At 67.6% G+C, this 1,807-nt stretch carries 2 protein-coding genes; one reads left to right on the forward strand and one right to left on the reverse strand.

The window, feature by feature from the left end:
• Nucleotides 1-395: 395 nt before the first annotated feature.
• Complete coding sequence (locus tag ABZ260_RS50675; protein WP_355633038.1) at nt 396-719, reverse strand: alpha/beta hydrolase; 324 nt, start codon at nt 717-719, stop codon at nt 396-398.
• 91 nt (nt 720-810) lie between these two features.
• Here ABZ260_RS50675 and ABZ260_RS50680 point away from each other — a divergent pair, with 91 nt between their 5' ends.
• Complete coding sequence (locus ABZ260_RS50680) at nt 811-1,680, forward strand: bile acid:sodium symporter family protein (RefSeq protein WP_350926104.1); 870 nt, start codon at nt 811-813, stop codon at nt 1,678-1,680.
• Nucleotides 1,681-1,807: the final 127 nt, after the last annotated feature.

The following is a 1,807-nucleotide window of genomic DNA, read 5'->3' on the forward strand; positions in this document are numbered from 1 at the left end:
TCGAGAAGTTGGAGCGCATGCGCGATCGGTTCACCGAGTGCATCGGCTGCGGTTGCCTGTCCTTCGACCAGTGCCTGCTGGTCAATCCCGGTGACAGGCTCGCCGGGCGAGGTGCGCGCCCCCTCCTCGACCCCTGACGCGGGAGCGGTCGTGCAGGTCCTGATCTACTCCCGCTCACCGACCCGGCTGGGTGCGGAAGTGTCGCAGATCAGCACCGGCACCCCGGCCCGCTGCTGTATCACGTCAGGCATCGTCGACCTTTCGGGTGAGCGGGCCGTTGCGGCCGTCGGGCATGGTTTCGGGTGCGCCGCCCGGTATCACGACTGTCATGAGGTTCCGCTCCTGATCGGTTTGGATGTTGTCTGTCCCCGTCACGGACGAACTGCAACGACGGGTCAGCCGCGCAGGAACGCCGAGATCGGCTCTGCCTGGCCGGGGATCGAGTGCCCGGTCTCGGGCAGCAGGGTCATGGTCGCGTGGGGGATGCACTGCTGCACGCGCCGGGCGGTGTCGTGGGAGTCGAGCATGACGTCGCGGCCCCCGACGATCACCAGCACGGGCATGGTCAGGCGGTGCAACGCGTCGTCGGGGAACACGGGCAATCGCTCCGTGCGCGGCTTGAACTGCGCGAAGGTCAACACCAGGTAGTCAAGGACGGGCTGGGCCTGCGGCGGCGGTGTACGGCCCAAGGTGACGATCCGTGCCGGTGGGTTGCTCACCGCCATAACCGTGACGATGATCGTGTGGGTGGTACCTCAACTATGGCACTACGCCGCCCCAGCGACAGATCGCTGATAAGGAGCACCCCCCATGGCCCTTGCCGGAACCCTCCTGCCCATCGCGTTGGCGATCATCATGTTCGGCCTCGGGCTGAGCCTGACGATCTCCGACTTCCGCCGTGTCGTCGTCTATCCGAAGGCCACCGTCGTGGCGCTCGGCTGCCAGATCCTGGTGCTGCCCGCGATCTGCTTCGGTCTGGTGGTCGTCTTCGACCTGCCGCCGGCGCTCGCCGTCGGCATGATGCTGCTGGCCGCCTCGCCCGGCGGCACGACGGCCAACCTCTACAGTCATCTGTTCGGCGGTGATGTCGCGCTCAACGTGACGCTGACCGCGATCAACTCGGTGCTGGCGGTCGTGACGCTGCCACTGGTGACCAACCTGTCACTGTCCTACTTCGAGGTCGGCTCGGGCACGCTCGGCCTGCAGTTCGACAAGAGCCTGCAGGTGATGGCGGTCGTGCTGGTTCCGGTCGCCATCGGCATGGCGGTCCGCGCCATGGCACGGAGCTTCGCCGAACGGATGAACACGCCCGTGAAGATCGCCTCAGCGGTCATCCTGGCGCTGGTGATCGCCGGCGCCCTGCTCCAGGAGCTCGACAACCTCAGCGGCTACATCCAGTCGGTGGGCCTGATCACGCTGGTGTTCAGCGTGATCAGCCTGACCGTCGGCTACTGGGCGCCGCGCCTGGCCGGGGTGGAGCGCGGCCAGGCCGTCGCCTCCTGCATGGAGATCGGGATCCACAACGCCACGTTGTCGATCGCGGTGGCGCTCTCCCTGCTGAACAGCTCCCAGATGGCCGTCCCGGCCGCCACGTATGGCGTGCTGATGTTCTTCACCGCGGCAGGAGCCGGGTTCCTGCTCAGGTCTCGCGCGGTGGAGCCGATGCCTTCGGACCGGTGATCGCCGCGATCGTCCTGGTGGTCACCGTCGCTCCGCCCGCCAATGCCTGGGCGGGTGGGGTGTACGTGGCCCCGGGGGGATCCGGACCGCCTCAGCGGAGAGTCGCGGTGGTAGGGCACCGGTTTCC

Source organism: Streptosporangium sp. NPDC006013 (genome assembly GCF_040614275.1).
In the GTDB taxonomy this organism is placed as follows: Bacteria; Actinomycetota; Actinomycetes; order Streptosporangiales; family Streptosporangiaceae; genus Streptosporangium.

Excerpts from the sequence above, each read along its gene's own strand:
- ABZ260_RS50680 (WP_350926104.1), top strand. The coding sequence starts at position 811 with ATGGCCCTTGCCGGAACCCTCCTGCCCATCGCGTTGGCGATCATCATG.